This is a genomic window from Allostigmatella hybrida (assembly GCF_020103775.1).
Classification (GTDB): Bacteria; Myxococcota; Myxococcia; order Myxococcales; family Myxococcaceae; genus Hyalangium; species Hyalangium aurantiaca.
In genome coordinates, this window is sequence record NZ_JAHXBH010000038.1 from 23,443 (window position 1) to 40,220 (window position 16,778).

Here is a 16,778-nt window from a genome sequence, read left to right on the forward strand (position 1 = left end):
CTTCGGGGAACGGCGGGGGATCGGAAGGCACGGCGTGCGTCAGGTGCGCGAAGACCGCGGGGGTTCTTCCGTCAACGCGGATCCGCGGGCGCTGCACTCCGGACGCACGCGAATGCTACCCAGGAGACGAAACCGATAAAAGGGCCCCCCCGGCGTTTTCGGTAGCCTGTCAAGGCTAAAGCAGCGCCAGGCAGGCTTTGTGTGCAATTCCCGTAACTGGCTACGGCTCAGGAGGCGAGCAGGCGCCGGCGGCGCGGCCACAGGGCGAAGGCCAGCCCCGCGAGCAGCACCCCGGCCCCGGTGCCCCCGCGCGTGCTGGCGCAGCCTGCGGGCTCGTTCTCCGCGTCGGCGAGCACCAGCACGTCCACCACGTCCGAGTTCGAGGCCCCGGAGGGGTCGGTGACGGTGAGCTTGAATTGAATCTGTACGGCGAAGGCCGTCTTGGGCACCTCGAAGGTGACCGTGGGCGACGTGTCGGAGGGGAGGGTGACCTGGGAGCCCAGCACCTGCTGCCACTTGTACGTCAGCGTGTCCCCGTCCGGGTCCGTGGAGGTGGAGCCATCCAGGGTGATGCTGATGGGGTTGAGCTCCGAGGGCAGCTTGCGCGGGTGGGCCACGGGCGGCTTGTTGACGTGGAGCACGGTGACGGTGACGGGAACAGGGGCTGATTCGGCGTCCGCCGTGTCCTTGACCACCAGCGTGAAGTTCAGCAGTGTCTTGGTGAAAACCTTCGGGGTGGTGAACGACAGCTTGGCCGTCTTCGCGTCCTTCAGCGCCACGAGGGGCCCGCCCGTCTGGGTCCACTGGTAGGTCAGCGTGTCCCCATCCGGGTCCGAGCTCTCGCTGGCATCGAGCACCACGGGGGTGTCCTCCTTCTCCTCGAGGTTCGCGGGCGCCTTGCCCACGGGGTGCCGGTTGGGCCGGGTGACGGTGACCTTCACGGTGTCCGGCGCGCTGAGGCGCCCGCCGGCGCTGACCACGAGCACGAAGGTCAGCGTGCGCCGGGGCCCGTCCTTCACCTCCGGCGCCTTGAAGGTGGGCGTGGCCGTGCCCGCGCCGGTCAGCTCGATGGGGGCCTTGGGATCCGGCTCCAGCTCCGACCAGGAGTAGGTGACGGTGTCCGTCCCGGCGTTGCTCGCCGAGCCCTGGAGCGTCACCGTGTCGCCCACGGCCACCGTCTGGTCCTCGCCCGCGTGGGCGATGAGCGACAGGTCCACGTTCGTCACCGTCACCGTGAAGAGATCCGGATCGCTGTTCACCGTGCCGTCGTTGACCACCAGCTCGAACGTGAGCTCGACGTTCGAGCTGACCGCGGGCGCCGGGAAGGTGGGCTTCGCGGCGGTGGGGCTGCTGAGGGCCACCGTGGGGCCCACCGTCTGGCGCCACGCGTAGGTGAGCGTGTCGCCGTCCGCATCCGTCGAGCCGCTGCCATCGAGCGTCACCGGGTGGGTTGCCTCGGGCACGCTGGTGGGGCCGGTGATGCTGGCCACGGGCTTGGTGTTGGCGGCCCAGGCGCTGGGGCCGGCCAGGCAGACGAGCCACAGGCCCAGCCACGACAGTGTCCGCAGGCGCATGGGGAGACCTCCTCGAAGACAGGGGAGAGGGAACACTTCCCCCGGGAGGATGCGCCTGTTCGGCCCCGCCGCGCTAGCGGGACGGCAGGGTGTCCGGGCTGTCGCTTCCAGGAGAGGAGGAATGATCCAGTGGATCCTCCACCTCGGCGCTCTCCTGGCGCTTGCGGTACTGCTCGCGGACATAGGCCACGAGCTGGTCCAGGTAGGTGGCCAGGGGCGGGCAGCGGATGCCCGTGCCGTCGAGCAGCTCCAGCGTGTTGTGGGTGTTGTAGATGACCAAGTGGTTCACGTAGCTCAGGGCGGCGCGCTGGGGCCGGGCCAGCTTCTCGAGCACGGGCAGGCGCAGCATCACGTCCGCGGCCCGGGCGGGCAGCTGGAAGCGGGGCAGCTTCCGGTTCGACTTCTCCGCGATGCGCTCGTACACGCGGCGGGCGCTCATGGGGTTGGGGTCCACCAAGTGGAAGGTGCGGCCCACGCCCCGCGGGTCTCGCGAGATGTGCCACACGGCGGCGACCACGTAGTCCACCGGCACCACGTTGAGCGGCGCCACGCCGTTTCCCGGCAGGGGCAGGGGGGCCACCAGGGGCGAGGTGACGAGCAGGACGCCCAGGTAGTAGGGCCCCTCGAAGCGGTCAATCTCCCCGGTGCGCGAGTCCCCCACCACCGAGCAGGGGCGGAAGATGGTGGTGGGCAGGGTGGCGCTGGCGCGCTGGACGAGCTTCTCCGCGTGGAACTTGGACTCCTCGTAGGGGTTGCGGAAGCCCTGGCCCACGTCCAGCTCGTCCTCGGCGATGACGCCCAGCCGGTCTCCGGACACGTAGCAGCTGGAGAAGGTGTTGAAGCGGCGCAGGTGCTCGCAGTCGCGCGCCAGCTCCAGCATGTTGCGCGTGCCGTCCACGTTCACCCGCCAGCTCGTCTCCTTGGGGGCGTTGAGCTGGGAGACGGCCGCCAGGTGGAAGATGTCCGTCACCCGCTCGCACAGCCGCTGGTACTCCTCGCCCGACAGCCCCAGGTGCATGTCGACGATGTCCCCGGTGATCAGCTCCAGGGGGGCGCCTTTCACCTTGGCGGCGAGCTTCTGGGCTTCCTTGAGGAACTTGGGCTGCACCAGGGCGTAGATGTGGCCCTGGGGATCCTCGCGCGCGATGTGCTCCACCAGGCGCTTGCCGATGAATCCCGGGTAGCCGGTGACGAAGTACGTGCCGGGGCCCTGCTTCTTCCGCTGGTTGCTCATGGGAGGCGGAGCATACCCGGCGCTCAGCCTCGCGCGAGCAGTGCGCGCCAGACTTCCTGCACCTGGGCCCGCGTGGCCTCCCGGTCCCCGGTGTTGTCGATGAGCCAGGTGGCGTGCTCCCGCTTGGCGTCCAGGGGCAGTTGGGCGGCCAGCCGGGCCTCGGCGCCCGCGTCCTCCAGCCCGTCCCGGGCCTTCAGCCGCGCCTTCTGCAGCTCCCGGGGCACCCACACCAGCACCACCCCGTCCAGGCCCACGTGCAGCCCGTTCTCGATGAGCAGGGGAGCGTCATAGAGGACGCGCGCCACGCCCTGCGCGGCCAGGGCCTGGGTCTTCTCCAGGAAGGCCTCGCGGATGCGCGGGTGGAGCAGGGCGTTGAGCGCGGCGCGCTCGGCGGGGTCCGCGAAGACGCGGGCGCCCAGCTTCGCCCGGTCCAGCCGCCCCTCCGGGCCGATGACGCCGGGGAAGCGGGCGCCCACCTCGGCGAGGCCCAGGGTGCCCGGCTCCACCACCTCGCGGGCGATGGCGTCCGCGTCGAGCACGTGCGCCCCCAGCTCCCGCAGCATCTGGCTCACGGTGCTCTTGCCGGAGGCGATGCCTCCCGTCAGGCCGTAGATGCGCACGGGGGCGGCCTACTTCGCCGCCTTCAGCGTGGTGAAGATGAACGACTGCACCGTCTTGCCGTCCTCGTTGAAGAAGATGGCCAGGCCCAGCTTCGGGTAGAGGTAGTAGGTGCGGAAGTCGTCCGTGAGCTTCTTGAGGTAGCAGGGGCTGGCCGGCGCGGGGCCGGAAGGGCAGGCCGGGCCGTAGCTGTTCTCGATGGTGTCCTTGTCGATGACGGGCCCGGGGAACACGTCGATGCGCTCGACGAGCTTGGAGGTGGGGTCCACGCGGAACTGGGCCTGGTGGGTGCCCTTGACCGCCTCCTTGCCGAAGTAGGCGATGATTTCCTTGCCCTCGGAGGTGACGATGCGCGAGGGCTCCCCGAACTTTTGGACGATTTCGTCCCGTTTGGACACCCCAGGCTCGATGCCCTGCCACGGCTTGGCCGCCGCGGTGAGGGATGTCATGAGAACAGCGGCGATGACGGCGGTGCGCATCACGGTCTCCTACCTGTCGATCCTGTTGTCCTGGCCACTTAAGCGGATTCCCGGGGGAGGGCTCAAGCTTATGACCCTGGACGATGGTATTTGGGAGGCATTCAACCACCAGATGCCTTGCTCCGTCTGGGGGGCTCTGCTAGTTCCGCTGCCGATGCGGCCCTCTGGCTTCTGGATTCTCCTCTTTCTCCTGGCCACGCCGGGCTTTGCCTGGGCGGCGGATTTCATTGGCCCCGAGAGCTGCAAGGGCTGCCATCCCGAGGCCTACAACGCCTGGCAGCAGTCCAAACACGCCCGGGCCGCCGACTCGCTCTCCGAGTCCCAGAAGAAGGACGCGCGCTGTCTGTCCTGCCACTCGCCGGAGCAGGCCACGCAGGCCACCGCCCACATCACCTGCGAGACGTGCCACGGTGGCGGCCAGTACTACGCCCCCGAGTATGTGATGAAGGACGCGGAGCTTGCCCGCCTGGTCGGGCTCGTGGACCCGTCGGAGAAGATGTGCCGCACCTGCCACGACGCCTCCTCGCCCTCCCTGAGGCCGTTCAACTTCGTGGAGTCGCTCAAGGCCATCGACCACTGGACCCCCGAGCGGGCCCGCCGGGCGACGCGTGCCGAGGCGCCCCCGCCCAAGCCCGTGAAGAAATAGCCGCGTGATCAAGCTCATCGACGCTCAGTTCGTCATTACCGCCACCGAGCCCAAGGGCTATCCGTCCGGGCACGCCGCGGAGGTGGCCTTCGTGGGCCGCTCCAACGTGGGCAAGTCGTCCATGATCAACACCCTGACCGGCCGGAAGAAGCTGGTCCGGGTCTCCAACACCCCGGGCCGCACCCGCACGCTCAACTTCTTCGACGTGGAGCTGGACCGGGATGGCCACCGGCACCAGGTGCGCCTGGCGGACCTGCCCGGCTACGGCTTCGCCAAGGCGAGCAAGGCCGACCGGGTCCAGTGGGACGAGATGATCACCACCTACCTCGACAAGCGGCACCGTCTGGAGGTCGTGGTGAGCATCATCGACGCGGAGGTGGGCCCCACGCCGGATGATCTCCAGACGCTCGACTACCTGCAGGAGAAGGACCGGCGGGTGCTCGTCGTCGCCACGAAGATCGACCGGCTCACCAAGGCCCGCCGCAAGCCGCGCATCCAGGCGCTTGCCCAGCAGCTCGATCTGCCGCTGGAGGCCGTCATTCCCTTCTCCTCCGTCGACAGGACGGGGGTGGACGAGGTGTGGAACGCCCTCTTGGGCGCTTTCGGGAAGGCCACCCGGCTCTAGTCCGTGTGTGGTAGGCACGCGGACGTGCCCGAGAACAAGCAGGGAAAAGGCAAGGATGCGCAGCTCGCCCTCCAGGGGTTGCGCCGGCAGCTCACCCAGCTCCCGCCCCGCAAGCGGCTGGATGCCATCATCGAGTCTCCTGAGGCGCGGGCCCTGGTGCGCTCGCTCCCGGTGGAGCTGCTCTTCTCCACCATCCAGGACGTCGGGCTGGCGGATGCCACCGAGCTGGTCCAGCTCGCCTCGCCCGAGCAGTTCCGCGGCTTCGTGGACTTAGGGGCCTGGAAGCGCGACCGCGTCAATCCGCATGCGGTGCTCACCTGGCTGCGCGCCGCGCGCGGGGATGAGCCCGAGGAGTTCCTGCGCAAGCTGCACGGCGTGGACCTGGAGGTGCTGGAGTACCTGCTGCGCGAGTTCACCGAGGTCCACGATCTGGAGGAGAACCCGGACGTCAACCCGCCCGGGGTGACGATGGAGACGCCCGAGGGGCGCTACCTCGTCGAGCTCAAGGTCGAGGGCGTGGAGCAGGCGGCCCTTCGGATGATCCTCAATGACTTGATCGCCGAGAACCCCTTCGAGTCGGTGCGCCTGCTGGAGGCCACGCGCTGGGACATCCCCAGCGAGCTGGAGGAGGCCGCCTACCGCTTCCGCACCGCGCGGCTCCAGGACCTGGGCTTCCCCACGCTCGACGAGGCGCTGAGCCTCTTCAGCCGCGTGGACCCGGGCCCGGCGCCCGCGCGCGGCGAGCCGGCGGCGCTCGCGCCCACCCAGGGGTGGGTGGACTACCTGGAGGCCGCCTTCCGGGACCTGACCGTGGTGGAGCAGGAGAACCTCGAGGACGAGCTGCGCGGGGTGGCCAACGCCGCCCTGGTGGTGGAGCTGGCGGATCCCGGAGACCCGGAGGCCATGCGCTCCGCGGGCGAGATGGTGCGGGGCTACCTGTCGCTCGGGCTGGAGCACATGACGGGGGCGCGGCCCTCCCGCGCCGTGGAGGTGGTGCGCGAGACGCCGCTGCGGCGCATCTTCCAGATGGGCTTCTCGCTGACGCTGGCCCTGAAGTTCCGGGCGGACCGGCTGGCCAAGAAGCCCGGGGCCCAGGTGGACGGCACGTGGCTGGTGTTCCCGGAGGAGGCCGCGGCCCTTCAGGCGCTGCGCCTCAAGCGCCCCCGCCGCGCGCTGCGCGTGCCGGGCGCGGAGCCGGTGCCGTTCCGCTCCTTCCGGGAGCTGGGCGCCAGCGAGGCGCTGCTCGTCCGGGCAGAGGCCCAGGTGGCCCTGTTCCAGGGGTTGCTGGGCGATGCCAGCGCGGCCCACCAGGTGGTGGCGCGCTTCGGCGTGCCGATGGAGGTGCTGGGCGCGGACCGGCTCTTCGCCGCCACGGTGGCCATGGCGGTGCTCGAAGGCCAGGTGAATCCCCGGCCCGTGCCGCAGGGGCGCACGGTGGAGCTGTGTGAGCGGCTCTTCGAGGGCCCCGCCCAGGCCCCGCGCCTGCGCTCCAGCGCCACCGAGCGCGCGCTGGCCGTGCTGGAGCCCGCAGTGACTGCCGAGGCCCGTCCAGAACTGTACCGGCTGGTGGGGGTGACGCTGGAGCGGCTGCGCGAGGAGATCGCCACGCCCTACCTTCAGGAAGGCCGGTTGGACCCGGCCCTGTCGGTCGTCTTGCCGATGGAGGGAAACCCGGCAGCGTAATTCTTACAGCTTCCTCCGCGTCACCCCGGAGGGCTCTCGCCGCAAGGCGTTGGATCCACGGGGGTTTTGCCCAGAAGGGCAGCTGGCATGTTGCCTGCTTAGGCCAGACGCACGCGTTTCCGGAAAAGCGGAAGTAGCGGGGAGGAAGGTATGGGTGTGGGCGAGCAGGGGCAGCAAAGGGATGTGCTGGCGTTCTACGCGCTGGTGGGCTTCGCGGCGGTCATGTACGCCGTGCCTGGCGAGTGGATCCCCGCCCTGGCACCGCTGCGGCTCGCGCTGCTGACCTCGGGGCTGGCCGCGGGGCTCATGGCCCTGCGCCGCTTGGGGCGCGCGGAGCCGCTCTATTTCGATGGCGCGCGGGGCCTGGCACTGCTGGGGTTCTCGGCGCTGGCGTTCGCCTCGGTGGCCTGGTCGGTCCACCCGGAGCTGACGCGGTTCACGGGCATCGAGCTGCTCAAGCTCACCGCCATCTACCTGACCATCATCAACGTCATCACCTCGGGCCGGCGCCTGGCGATGATGTGTGGAGCGATGGTGCTGGGCTCCATCGTGACGTCCATCGGCGTCATCGACTGGTACCGCACGGGCGTGGACATGGTGGAGGGCTTCCGCTCGCGCTGGGTCGGCGTGTACGCGGACCCCAACCACATGGCCATGAACATGGCGCTGGTGGTGCCGCTGGCGGTGGCGTTCCTGGCGCGCAAGGAGTCCGGCTGGCTGATGCGCGTGCTGTGCGCCCTGGCGGCGGTGCTGTCGGTGGTAGCCATCGTGCTCAGCCACTCGCGCGGCGGCTTCATCGGCCTGTCGGTGGCCATGGGCGTGTGGGCCATCCGCGAGAAGCGGCGCATCCAGGCGGTGGTGGTGGGCGGGCTGCTCGCGCTGGGCCTGGTGCTGTTCGCGCCGAAGAGCTTCTGGCAGCGCAACGAGACGGTGACGTCCTTCCACCAGGACGCCTCCGCCATGGGCCGTGTGTACGCCTGGCAGGTGGCCTCGCGCATCAGCCTGGACAAGCCGCTCTTGGGCGTGGGCGCGGGCGGCTTCCGCTACGCGTGGCCGCTGTACGCACCGCCCGAGTCGCGGCAGGCGTACGTGGCGCACAACATCTTCCTGGACGTCATCGGTGAGCTGGGGTTCGTGGGGCTGGCGCTGTTCCTCGTGTTCGCGGGAGGTGCCACGGGCGGCGCCTTCGCGGCCTCGAAGGACGCGCAGATGGGCTGGCTGGCCCGGGCGCTCGCCGCAGCGATGGCAGGCTATCTCGTGTGCGATCTCTTCTCGGGTTACATCCTGTCCGCGCACCTCTACGTGCTGTTTGGACTGGCGGCGAGCGCGCAGCGCATCGCCCAGGCTCGAGAAGAGACCGCGTTGGTCGTGCAACGGATGCCGGCCGCGGACAAGAACGCGGCGGCGTGGGAGGGGTCAGGGCATGCGGCCTGAGAAGGCAGCGGAGCAGGGCGAGGAGCCCATCCGCCTGATGCAGTTCACGCGGTCATTTCATATCGGTGGTACGGAAGTGCAGGTGCTGGAGCTGCTGCGCGGGTTGCCCCAGAGCTACCGCCTCCAGGTCTCCGTCCTTCAGGACGCGGGGCCCCTGGTGGGGACGCTCCGGGAGCTGGGCTTCAAGCCCGAGGAGTTCCCGCTCAACGGCTCGCTGATGCGGCCGAACACGGCCTGGCAGATTCTGCGCCTGGCCAAGTGGTTCAAGCAGAACCGCATCTCGCTGGTGCACGTGCACGACTTCTACTCGACGATGCTGGTGGTGCCCGCGGCGAAGCTGGCGGGGACCAAGGTCATCGTGGGGCGCTTGGACTTGGCCCACTGGCACGGGCCCGCCAAGCGCGCCGTGCACGCGGGCTTCAGCCGCATGGCCGACCACGTGGTGGCCAACGCGGAGGCCATCCGCCGGATGCTGGTGGAGGAGGAGGGCGTGCCCGCCTCGCGCGTGAGCGTCATCCACAACGGCCTGGACTTGCCGCGCTTCGATGCGCGCATGAAGGAAGGGCTTCAGCAGCCGGTGCCGGACACGGGCGGCGCGCCGGTGGTGCTGCACGTGGCGAACATGAACCACCCGGTGAAGCGCCAGGAGGACCTGCTGAAGGCGCTCCAGATGCTGCGCCAGGAGGGGCTCACCCTGCACGCCTACCTGGTGGGAGATGGGCCGCGCCGGGCCGGGCTGGAGCAGCAGGCCGCGGAGCTGGGCGTCTCGGACATCGCCCACTTCCTGGGCCACCGCATCGACGTGCCGGCGCTCTACGCCCGGGCGACGATGGGGGTGCTCTGCTCCTCCGCCGAGGGCATGTCCAACGCGGTCATGGAGGGCATGGCCGCGGGGCTGCCCATGGTGGTGTCGTCGGTGGGGGCCAACACGGACCTTATCGTCGACGGGGAGCGGGGGCTCGTGGTGCCTCCGGAGGACCCGGCGAAGCTCTGCCAGGCCTTCCGCCGGATTCTCGACAACCCCGGGCACGCCCAGCAGATGGGCGCCGCCGCGCGGGCCTTCGTCCAGCGGGAGCTGTCCCTGGAGCGCATGGTCCAGCGGCACCACGATCTGTACCAGAGCGTGGCCAAGTCTTCCCTCAACTGAGAAGAAAACTCGATAAAGGGACTTGACGGGAAATCCCGGAGTATCCAAATTAGAGGGGTACGGGAATCACGGGCGCTCGCCGGTCAAACTCCAAGGGGCCGGCGGGCGTCCTCATTTTCAGGGGTGGCATGCGCCGCCCCCACCACCTCGCGCACCGAGCGGACGCCGTGGCGGGCCAGCAGGGCCTCCAGCTCGTGGAGCACGTGGCGCACCATGCCCGGCCCCTCGTAGATGAAGCCGGTGTAGACCTGCACCACCGAGGCCCCCGCGCGCAGCTTCTCGTACACGTCCTCGGCGGTGAACACGCCGCCCACGCCGATGATGGGCAGGGTGCCGCGGCTGCGCTGCCAGGCCCGGCGGATGACGGCGTTGGCGGGCTCCCGCACGGGGGCGCCGGACAGGCCCCCCGCCTCGGAGGCCAGGGGGTGGACGAAGGGGCGCGCCACGGTGGTGTTGGTGGCGATGAGCCCGGAGAGCCCACACGCCAGGGCCACGTCCACCACCTCGTCCACGGCCTCCGGGGTGAGGTCCGGCGCAATCTTCAGGAACAGGGGCTTGCCGGGGGCCACGTGCTCCAGCCGCGCCTTCACCGCGCGCAGCAGGGCGGTGAGCTGCTCGGGCTCCTGGAGCTTGCGCAGGCCCGGCGTGTTGGGCGAGCTGGCGTTGACGACGACATAGTCCCCGAGCGGCGCCAGCGCCTCCACGCAGGCCACATAGTCCTCCACGGCCTGCTCCAGGGGCGTGTCCTTGTTCTTGCCAAGGTTCACGCCCAGGGGGGCGGGGTGCCATGCGCGGGCCTGGAGGTGCGTGGCGGCCACGGCGGCGCCGTGGTTGTTGAAGCCCATGCGGTTGATGAGGGCCTGGTGCTCGGGCAGCCGGAACAGGCGCGGGCGGGGGTTGCCGGGCTGGGGCCGGGGGGTGACGGTGCCAATCTCCACCGCGGAGAAGCCGCAGGCGAACAGGCCATCCACCGCCTCGGCGTCCTTGTCCAGGCCGGCGGCCAGGGCGAGCGGGTGCGCGAAGCGCAGGCCCGCCACCTCCACGGAGAGGTCCACGGCGCCCGCGGGCAGGGCGCGCGTGCGCAGGCGCCGGCACAGGGCGGGCCAGGCGCCGAGCAGCCGCAGGCCGAGCATGCCGAGCCGGTGCGCGCGCTCGGGGGAGAACTGGAAGAGGAGGGCGCGGACGAGGCGGTACATCAGGCGGGGATGAAGGAGGACTGGCGCGCCCAGGCCAGCGTCTGGTCCACCTGCTCGGGGGTGAGGATGCCGTTCTTCTCCACCAGTTCGATCTCCCGGCGCATGTCCGTCTCCAGGAGGTACGGCCCGTCGGTGTTGATGGTGAACTTCACGCGCCGGTCCCAGAAGGTCTTGATGATGTGGCGCAGCTCGTCCAGGCCCTCCACCGCCTTGGTGTGCAGGTTGGAGGTGGGGCACAGCTCCAGCACCACGTCGTTCTCCCGGAGCATCTTCATCGCCTCCTCGTCATAGGCGGCGCGGATGCCGTGGCCGATGCGGTGCGGCTTGAGGCGCTCGATGACCGCCATGACGCCCTCGGCGCCCGTGCCCTTCGTCTCGCCGGTGTGCACGGTGCACTTGAGGCCCGCGCGCCGGGCCTTGGCGAAGAGGTCCTCGTACTGGGACACCACCTCGGGGCGCAGCTCCATCGCGTTCGTCTCGGTGCCGGCCAGATCGATGCCGTACACCCCGCGGGTGCGGTACTTGATGGCCTTGTCCACGATGATGGAGTTGAGCGAGTGGTTGAACTCGCGCGCCAGGCAGAAGATGAGCCCCACCTTCACGTCGTACTCCAGGATGGCCCGGTCCATGCCACGCAGCGCCGCGTGGATGATGTGGTCCAGGTCCAGCTCGGAGTTGAGGTTGCGCTTCATCGGGTTGAAGCGCAGCTCGATCTGCGTCACCCGGCTGCCGCGGTACTCCTTGCCAATCACCTCGTAGACGGAGCGCTCGATGGCGCTGGGAGAGGACTGAATCTTCTCCGTCCAGGTGTGGAGGATCTTCAGATAGTCCTCCAGGCTGCCCACCTTGCCGGGCCGGGAGGTGATGAGTTCAACGAAGTCGAAGTAGTTTTTGACGGGGAGCTTGAAGCCCTGCTGGTGCGCAATGGACCAGAGGACATGAGGCGCCACGGATCCGCCCACGTGGATGTGCAGGTCAATAAGGTCGCGAGCCATGGCGGTATGTATGCACAGTGCCGCCCAGGCGTCCAGCTACCGGCGAAGCAGCACGTAGACGGCCCCCGCGCCCCCGTCCTGGGGACGTGCGGTGGCGAACGCCAGCACCATCCTTCCGATGCGTTTCTGACTCAGCCACCCCTTGAGCCCTTCCTTGAGCACGGGGATCTGGTCCTTCGAGTTCAACCCTCGCCCGTGGACGATGAGCACGCACCGCTTCTTGGCGCGCTGGCTGGTGATGAGGAACTGCTCCACGGCCTGCTTGGCGGCCACCTGCGTCATGCCGTGGAGATCCAGCTGGGCCTGGCAGGAGAAGTCCCCGCGGCGCAGCGCGCGCAACAGGTTCCGGTCCGTGCCCGGGGAGGCCCCCTCGATGAACTCCTCCGAGCCGTTGAAGTCGAACTCCCCCTCCTGCCCGGCGACGAGCTCCGAGAGCTGGGCGAGCGCCTCGGCGTTCTCGTCAATGATCTCCGGCAGGCGCGGGTTGGGCTTGGGGGCCTCGCCGCGGTGGGTGATCTGCGCCACCCCGTCCATGGCGGCGTAGAAGAGGGAGGCATCGTCCTCCTCCAGGGGGACCTTCTTCTTGGGCGGCGGGGGAGGCGCGGCCTTGGCCTTGGCGGGCTCGGGGGCCTTCTCCTTCTTCTGGAGCGACTTGATCGCGTCCTTGAAGGGGTTGTTGTTGAAGCCCTCTTCCTTCTTCTTGGGAGGGCCGTTGCGGTGGCTGCTCATGAGGACGGGGCTCCAGGGCTTTTCCAGGTTTCTAACCGCACGCTATAGCCCGCGCAGGCGTCTGATTTCCTCATATGCCTGCTGAATCTCGTGGAAGCGCCGGGTGGCTTGCTCGATCGCTCCCTGTCCCAGGTGGGTGACGCGGTCGGGGTGGTGGGCGGCGGCGAGCTGGCGGTAGGCGCGCTTCACCTCCGCGTCCGTGGCCTCGGGCGTCAGCCCGAGCCGGGCGTACTGGCTGTCGTCCACCGCGAGGTACCGGGTGGCCACGGCCTGCCGGTCCTCCTCGGTCAGCCCCAGTCCCTGGGCGATCTGCCGCAGGGTCTCCTGCTCGGAGCGCTGGAGGGGGCCATCGGTGAGGGCGAGCTGGTAGAGCGCGTCCACCAGGAGGAGCCGGTCCGCGGTGGGCAGCTCCTCGCGGCAGGCGGCGATGGACTCCGCCAGGTGGGGTGGGCGGGCCATGAATGCCTTGAGGTGCCCGCGCACGAGGTTCAGCGCCTCGGGGCCGTACTTCAGCTCGTTCTGGAAGTACTCGCGCGCCACGCGCACCTCGTCCCGGACGACCTCGCCGTCGGCCCGGGCCACCTCGATGAAGAGGGCACACAGGTGCCGGGCGAAGTGCTCCTGGGCCTCGTCGTCGAGCGCCGCGCGGGACAGGGGCTCCGGGAGGCCGGGCGGGCCGAAGCGCTCGCGCAGCCCCTCGGTGGGGTCCTCCGGGGGCAGGGCGTTGGCCTGGTCGTAGAAGTGGCCGGCCACGGCGCCCACGAACGTGCACAAGATGATGGACAGCGGGCCGCCCATCCAGAGCCCGATCATCAGCCCAACCATCGCGCCGAGAACTTTTCCAGGGGCCACGCCCGCTTCACTCCCTCGAAGACCCCCAGTTTTGCATAGAGTCCGGGCCCTTATGGCCCAGTTGATCGATGGCAAGGCAGTCGCGGCGCGGGTCCGGGCGGAAGTCCAGGCGGACGTCGAGCGGTTCAAGGCCGCGCGGGGACTCGTCCCGGGGCTCGCCGTGGTCCGGGTGGGGGAGGATCCCGCCTCGAAAATCTACGTCACGGGCAAGAAGAAGGCCGCCGAGGAGGTGGGCTTCCGCTCCTGGGAGCACCACCTGCGGGAGGACATCTCCCAGGAGGCCCTGCTCGTCCGGCTGCGGCAGCTCAACGAGGACACTTCCGTCCACGGCATCCTCGTGCAGCTCCCGCTGCCCAAGCACATCGACGCGGAGCGCATCATCTCCGCCGTGAGCCCGGAGAAGGACGTGGATGGCTTCCACCCGGTGAACGCGGGCCTGCTGTCGCTGGGGCAGCCCGGGCCGAGGCCCTGCACGCCCCTGGGCGTGATGCGGCTGCTGGAGGAGGCGGGCTGCGCGCCCGCGGGCAAGCGGGCCGTGGTGGTGGGGCGCAGCAACATCGTGGGCAAGCCCATGGCGCTGATGCTGCTTCAGGCGGACGCCACGGTGACGGTCTGCCACCGCAAGAGCGACCTGCCCCGCGAGGTGGCGCAGGCGGACATCCTGGTCGTCGCGGTGGGGGTGCCCGAGCTCATCCAGGGCGAGTGGCTCAAACCCGGCGCGGTGGTCATCGACGTGGGGATGAACCGCAAGCCGGATGGGAAGCTGGTGGGGGACGTGGCGTTTCAGGCCGCGTCCCAGCGGGCCTCGGCCATCACCCCGGTTCCCGGGGGCGTGGGCCCGATGACCATCGCGATGCTGATGCGCAACACGCTCATCGCCGCCTCGGGCGGCGTGTAGCGGCGCCTTACATGTGGGCGCGCAGGTAGTTCACGAAGCCCAGGGCGTTCGAGAACACCAGCGCCAGGCCCAGCGTGAGGGTGACGATGCCCTTGAGGGTCTGGGCCTTCTTCTTCTCGGGGGGCGCGGACTCGGCGCTGCCGTAGAACATGATTCCCCGGACGGCCAGGACGATGCCAACGGTGAGGAAAAGGAAAAAGAGATCGCCTGACAGCGGGGTCATTCGGGTGTCCTCCTCGACTTCCGGGTGAATCAATCCGGGCGGGGGATACTACAACCGCTGGCGGAAAGCTCGCGTGGAAGAACGGATCCAGGAGGCGGTTTTCCCTCCCCTCGGGTCAAGAAGAGGAACTCATCGGAGGTGGCAGGCATGGTGGGGTTGCTTCGGAAGCCAACGGACGTGCAGCGGCTGGAGGGTGGGGTGTATGGGCTCCTGATTGGGGATGCGCTGGGCGTCCCGTACGAGTTCCACCCGCCCTCCCGGCTGCCCCCTCCGGAACAGCTCGAGTTCGAGCCGCCCGAGGGCTTCTCCCGCGCTCATGCCGGGGTGCCGCCGGGCACGTGGTCCGATGATGGCGCCCAGGCCAACTGCCTGCTGGCCTCGTTGCTGTACCGGGAGCAGCTGGACCTGGAGGACCTCGGGCGGCGGCTCGTGAACTGGTACGAGCTGGGCTACATGGCCGTGGACAACCATGTCTTCGACGTGGGCATCCAGACCCGGAGCGCCCTCTCGGAGTTCCGGGCGGGTACCCCGGGGCACCTGTCCGGCCCCCGGGGCGAGCGGGACAACGGCAATGGCTCCCTGATGCGGGTGCTGCCGCTGGCGCTCTGGCACGGGGGGCCCGATGAGGCGCTCGTGGCGGATGCCATGCGGCAGTCCCTGGTGACGCACGGCCACCTGCGCTCGCAGGTGTGTTGCGCGCTGTATTGTCTCTGGGCCCGGAGGACGTGGGAGGGCGTGACGCACCCGTGGGAGGAGGCTGTGGCCGCGTTCCACCGGCTGTTTCCCGGGGGAACCGCACCCCGGGAGGAGCTGGACATCCACGTGCGCCCCCTCGCCCCGGAGGCCGGCAAGGGCTCCGGGTACGTGGTGGACTGTCTGCTCTCGGCGCGGGACTGCCTGAAGGCCGGGGCCACCTATGAGCAGGTGGTGAAGGCCGCCGTGGCGCTGGGCCACGACACCGACACCACCGCCGCCGTGGCCGGGGGCATCGCGGGGATTCGCGAGGGTGTCGAGGCCATCCCCGGGCGCTGGCTCGCGGCGCTCCGGGGCAGGGAGCTTGTGGACCCGATGGTCACGGCGCTGCGGGAGCTCAGGGCGCGAAAGCCTTCCTGACCTCGGGGCGGCTGAGGGTGAAGAGCAGCCAGCAGGTGACGGGGATGCCGATGCAGACGGTGGGGGACAGGCAGAAGGACGCCGCGATGGCGCCCACCGTGGCCAGCCCGTAGCCCTTCAGCCGCATGGCGCTCAGCGCGCCCCAGATGCACAGCACGCCGCAGAGGCTCCCCGCCACGAGGGTGAGGATCATCCCCATCGACAGCTCCAGCACCATGGGGGGCTGGCCGGGCGGGGGCGTGATGGGCGGGGGAATCCGGAAGGCCGCCAGCACGAAGCCCACGATGTTGAAGAGGATGGCGATGACCCCCACGCACAGCAGGAAGAAGGCGGGAGGGCGGATCCACCGCAGGACCTTCATGCGGGGATCATCGGGGGCCACCTGCGGTCCAGGGCCACTCATGAACGGCTCCTCAGGGCGCCCAGAATCATGCGGGTCGCGGGGGATTTGTTGAGCGTGTAGAAGTGAATGCCCGGAACGCCGCGCGAGAGCAGCTCCATGCACTGCACGGTGGCGTGCGCCACCCCGAGCTGCACCACGGCGTCGGGTTGGTCCTTCACGCGATCGAGCTGCAGCCCCAGCCGCATGGGCACCGTGGCGCCACACATGCGGGTGAAGCGCTGCACCTGCTCGACGTTGGTGATGGGCATGATGCCTGGGACGATGGGGACGTTGATGCCCGCGCGCCGGGCGCGCTCCACGAAGTCGAAGTAGAAGGCGTTGTCGAAGAACAGCTGGGTGACGATGAAGTCCAGCCCCGCGTCTACCTTGGCCTTCAGGTGCTGGAGGTCATCGTCGCGGGACTCCGTCTCCACGTGGCCCTCCGGGTAACACGCCCCGCCGACGCAGAAGTTGAAGTCCTCCTCCCGGATGAACTCCACCAGCTCCGAGGCGTAGCGGAAGCCGCCCGGCGTGGGCTCGAACGCCGTCTGGCCCCGGGGCGGGTCGCCCCGCAGCACCAGCACGTTGTCCAGCTTGGCGGTCTCCAGCTGCTGGAGCACGTCCCTCAGCTCCTCGCGGGTGTGGCCCACGCAGGTCAGGTGCGCCATCGCCTCGATGCCCGTGGTCTGTTTGATGCGTGTCACCAGCCCCAGGGTCTTGTCGCGCGTGCTGCCGCCCGCCCCATACGTGACCGAGACGAAGCCGGGCTCCAGCGGCGCCAGCTCCTCCACCGTCTTCAGGAGGTTCTCGGTCCCCTCATCGGTCTTCGGCGGAAAGAATTCGAACGAGAAGCAGGGGTTGGATGGATTCAAACGATTGCGGATCTTCATAACGGGCCCAGTGTAAACCGTCCCCGGCGGCCTTGATTGGAAGAGGTGCGCGGCTATAGT

The 16,778-nt window shown here is 69.5% G+C and carries 18 protein-coding genes; 7 read left to right on the top strand and 11 right to left on the bottom strand.

The genetic code is table 11. From position 1 onward, the window contains the following. Window positions 1-227: 227 nt before the first annotated feature. From KY661_RS33605 to KY661_RS33620, 4 genes are all read right to left on the bottom strand, one after another. A complete protein-coding gene (locus KY661_RS33605; protein WP_225414078.1) occupies window positions 228-1,574 on the bottom strand; it encodes a PKD domain-containing protein in 1,347 nt (448 codons plus the stop codon). 73 nt (window positions 1,575-1,647) lie between these two features. After that, window positions 1,648-2,808, bottom strand: coding sequence for an SDR family oxidoreductase (locus KY661_RS33610; RefSeq protein WP_225414079.1), 1,161 nt, complete (start codon window positions 2,806-2,808; stop codon window positions 1,648-1,650). A 23-nt stretch (window positions 2,809-2,831) separates the two neighbouring features. Continuing rightward, complete coding sequence (gene coaE, locus KY661_RS33615) at window positions 2,832-3,428, bottom strand: dephospho-CoA kinase (RefSeq protein WP_225414080.1); 597 nt, start codon at window positions 3,426-3,428, stop codon at window positions 2,832-2,834. A 9-nt stretch (window positions 3,429-3,437) separates the two neighbouring features. Beyond that, on the bottom strand, window positions 3,438-3,905 hold the full coding sequence (locus KY661_RS33620; RefSeq protein WP_075010758.1) for a hypothetical protein: 468 nt from the start codon (window positions 3,903-3,905) through the stop codon (window positions 3,438-3,440). 154 nt (window positions 3,906-4,059) lie between these two features. Here KY661_RS33620 and KY661_RS33625 point away from each other — a divergent pair, with 154 nt between their 5' ends. The 5 genes from KY661_RS33625 (at window position 4,060) to KY661_RS33645 (ending at window position 9,440) form a co-directional block, all read left to right on the top strand. Then, window positions 4,060-4,551: a cytochrome c family protein gene (locus KY661_RS33625; protein WP_225414081.1), complete on the top strand. Its 492-nt coding sequence runs from the start codon at window positions 4,060-4,062 to the stop codon at window positions 4,549-4,551. A gap of 4 nt (window positions 4,552-4,555) precedes the next feature. Continuing rightward, on the top strand, window positions 4,556-5,176 hold the full coding sequence (gene yihA, locus KY661_RS33630; protein WP_075010756.1) for a ribosome biogenesis GTP-binding protein YihA/YsxC: 621 nt from the start codon (window positions 4,556-4,558) through the stop codon (window positions 5,174-5,176). A gap of 24 nt (window positions 5,177-5,200) precedes the next feature. Continuing rightward, the gene (locus KY661_RS33635; RefSeq protein WP_225414082.1) at window positions 5,201-6,859 is read left to right on the top strand and encodes a DUF6178 family protein; all 1,659 of its coding nucleotides are present in this window, start codon (window positions 5,201-5,203) and stop codon (window positions 6,857-6,859) included. Between the two features lie 150 nt (window positions 6,860-7,009). Continuing rightward, entirely contained in the window at window positions 7,010-8,293 is a 1,284-nt protein-coding gene (locus KY661_RS33640; protein WP_225414083.1) for an O-antigen ligase family protein, read from the top strand. After that, complete coding sequence (locus tag KY661_RS33645; RefSeq protein WP_225414084.1) at window positions 8,283-9,440, top strand: glycosyltransferase; 1,158 nt, start codon at window positions 8,283-8,285, stop codon at window positions 9,438-9,440. The genes KY661_RS33640 and KY661_RS33645 overlap by 11 nt, the downstream gene beginning before the upstream one ends. 83 nt (window positions 9,441-9,523) lie before the next feature. On the opposite strand, the gene KY661_RS33650 is transcribed toward KY661_RS33645, so the two are convergent. The 4 genes from KY661_RS33650 to KY661_RS33665 are packed head-to-tail and all read right to left on the bottom strand — an operon-like array spanning window position 9,524 to window position 13,173. Then, on the bottom strand, window positions 9,524-10,636 hold the full coding sequence (locus KY661_RS33650; RefSeq protein WP_225414085.1) for a quinone-dependent dihydroorotate dehydrogenase: 1,113 nt from the start codon (window positions 10,634-10,636) through the stop codon (window positions 9,524-9,526). Then, window positions 10,636-11,631, bottom strand: a complete 996-nt coding sequence (locus KY661_RS33655) for an amidohydrolase family protein (protein WP_225414086.1) — start codon at window positions 11,629-11,631, stop codon at window positions 10,636-10,638. Before KY661_RS33655 ends, KY661_RS33650 begins: the two co-directional genes overlap by 1 nt. A gap of 36 nt (window positions 11,632-11,667) precedes the next feature. Beyond that, window positions 11,668-12,360 (bottom strand): Smr/MutS family protein, encoded by a 693-nt coding sequence (locus KY661_RS33660; RefSeq protein ID WP_225414087.1) that lies wholly within the window; start codon window positions 12,358-12,360, stop codon window positions 11,668-11,670. A 42-nt stretch (window positions 12,361-12,402) separates the two neighbouring features. Continuing rightward, entirely contained in the window at window positions 12,403-13,173 is a 771-nt protein-coding gene (locus tag KY661_RS33665; protein WP_263437580.1) for a TerB family tellurite resistance protein, read from the bottom strand. Window positions 13,174-13,264: 91 nt separating this feature from the next. Here KY661_RS33665 and folD point away from each other — a divergent pair, with 91 nt between their 5' ends. Further along, complete coding sequence (folD, locus tag KY661_RS33670; protein WP_225414088.1) at window positions 13,265-14,110, top strand: bifunctional methylenetetrahydrofolate dehydrogenase/methenyltetrahydrofolate cyclohydrolase FolD; 846 nt, start codon at window positions 13,265-13,267, stop codon at window positions 14,108-14,110. A gap of 7 nt (window positions 14,111-14,117) precedes the next feature. Here the strand turns inward: folD and KY661_RS33675 are convergent, their stop codons facing one another. After that, window positions 14,118-14,333 carry a hypothetical protein gene (locus tag KY661_RS33675; RefSeq protein WP_075010747.1) on the bottom strand — a complete coding sequence of 72 codons (216 nt, stop codon included), beginning with the start codon at window positions 14,331-14,333 and terminating at the stop codon, window positions 14,118-14,120. 147 nt (window positions 14,334-14,480) lie between these two features. On the opposite strand from KY661_RS33675, the gene KY661_RS33680 reads away from it, so the two are divergent. Further along, window positions 14,481-15,446, top strand: coding sequence for an ADP-ribosylglycohydrolase family protein (locus KY661_RS33680; RefSeq protein WP_225414089.1), 966 nt, complete (start codon window positions 14,481-14,483; stop codon window positions 15,444-15,446). Here the strand turns inward: KY661_RS33680 and KY661_RS33685 are convergent. After that, window positions 15,424-15,849 (bottom strand): hypothetical protein, encoded by a 426-nt coding sequence (locus KY661_RS33685; protein WP_075010745.1) that lies wholly within the window; start codon window positions 15,847-15,849, stop codon window positions 15,424-15,426. The two genes, KY661_RS33680 and KY661_RS33685, sit on opposite strands and share 23 nt — an antisense overlap. Next, complete coding sequence (gene metF, locus KY661_RS33690; protein WP_225414090.1) at window positions 15,846-16,718, bottom strand: methylenetetrahydrofolate reductase [NAD(P)H]; 873 nt, start codon at window positions 16,716-16,718, stop codon at window positions 15,846-15,848. Before metF ends, KY661_RS33685 begins: the two co-directional genes overlap by 4 nt. Window positions 16,719-16,778: the final 60 nt, after the last annotated feature.

Coding starts and splice junctions, on each gene's coding strand:
- KY661_RS33625 (WP_225414081.1), top strand. CDS start 4,060: ATGCGGCCCTCTGGCTTCTGGATTCTCCTCTTTCTCCTGGCCACGCCG.
- KY661_RS33660 (WP_225414087.1), bottom strand. CDS start 12,360: ATGAGCAGCCACCGCAACGGCCCTCCCAAGAAGAAGGAAGAGGGCTTC.
- KY661_RS33675 (WP_075010747.1), bottom strand. CDS start 14,333: ATGACCCCGCTGTCAGGCGATCTCTTTTTCCTTTTCCTCACCGTTGGC.
- KY661_RS33605 (WP_225414078.1), bottom strand. CDS start 1,574: ATGCGCCTGCGGACACTGTCGTGGCTGGGCCTGTGGCTCGTCTGCCTG.
- KY661_RS33650 (WP_225414085.1), bottom strand. CDS start 10,636: ATGTACCGCCTCGTCCGCGCCCTCCTCTTCCAGTTCTCCCCCGAGCGC.
- folD (WP_225414088.1), top strand. CDS start 13,265: ATGGCCCAGTTGATCGATGGCAAGGCAGTCGCGGCGCGGGTCCGGGCG.
- KY661_RS33640 (WP_225414083.1), top strand. CDS start 7,010: ATGGGTGTGGGCGAGCAGGGGCAGCAAAGGGATGTGCTGGCGTTCTAC.
- KY661_RS33685 (WP_075010745.1), bottom strand. CDS start 15,849: ATGAGTGGCCCTGGACCGCAGGTGGCCCCCGATGATCCCCGCATGAAG.
- KY661_RS33655 (WP_225414086.1), bottom strand. CDS start 11,631: ATGGCTCGCGACCTTATTGACCTGCACATCCACGTGGGCGGATCCGTG.
- KY661_RS33665 (WP_263437580.1), bottom strand. CDS start 13,173: ATGATCGGGCTCTGGATGGGCGGCCCGCTGTCCATCATCTTGTGCACG.
- KY661_RS33620 (WP_075010758.1), bottom strand. CDS start 3,905: ATGCGCACCGCCGTCATCGCCGCTGTTCTCATGACATCCCTCACCGCG.
- KY661_RS33610 (WP_225414079.1), bottom strand. CDS start 2,808: ATGAGCAACCAGCGGAAGAAGCAGGGCCCCGGCACGTACTTCGTCACC.
- KY661_RS33680 (WP_225414089.1), top strand. CDS start 14,481: ATGGTGGGGTTGCTTCGGAAGCCAACGGACGTGCAGCGGCTGGAGGGT.
- metF (WP_225414090.1), bottom strand. CDS start 16,718: ATGAAGATCCGCAATCGTTTGAATCCATCCAACCCCTGCTTCTCGTTC.
- KY661_RS33645 (WP_225414084.1), top strand. CDS start 8,283: ATGCGGCCTGAGAAGGCAGCGGAGCAGGGCGAGGAGCCCATCCGCCTG.